Here is a 264-nt window from a genome sequence, read left to right as displayed (position 1 = left end):
TCGAGGGCGAGCTTGAACGGGTAACGACCGTAGGTCCCGGCCACCCCAGAACCGAGCACCTTGACGTCCAGACCTGCGGATTCGCCGTCGACCTGGGCCACGGCGGTGAAGCCGCGCTCTTCCAGGCCGTTGAGCCAGCGCGTCCACATCGGCATCACCGCGTCGTGCGCCCGGCCCTCCCCGATCACGCCCTCGACCAGGAAGAACACATGGAAGTGCGGGTGCCAGCCGTGCTCGTCACCGTAGGTGCATTCGAAAGCGCGG

The 264-nt window shown here is 67.4% G+C and carries 1 protein-coding gene; it reads right to left on the bottom strand.

Features of this window, described 5'->3' with window-relative positions; genetic code table 11:
• On the bottom strand, positions 1-264 hold a 264-nt coding region (locus FVA95_RS31280; protein WP_205016082.1), incomplete at both ends, for a hypothetical protein.

It is taken from the genome of Pseudonocardia sp. EV170527-09 (assembly GCF_008369905.1).
Lineage (GTDB): Bacteria > Actinomycetota > Actinomycetes > Mycobacteriales > Pseudonocardiaceae > Pseudonocardia.
Note: the sequence above shows the minus strand (reverse complement) of the source record. Positions and strands in the feature narration are given on the sequence as shown.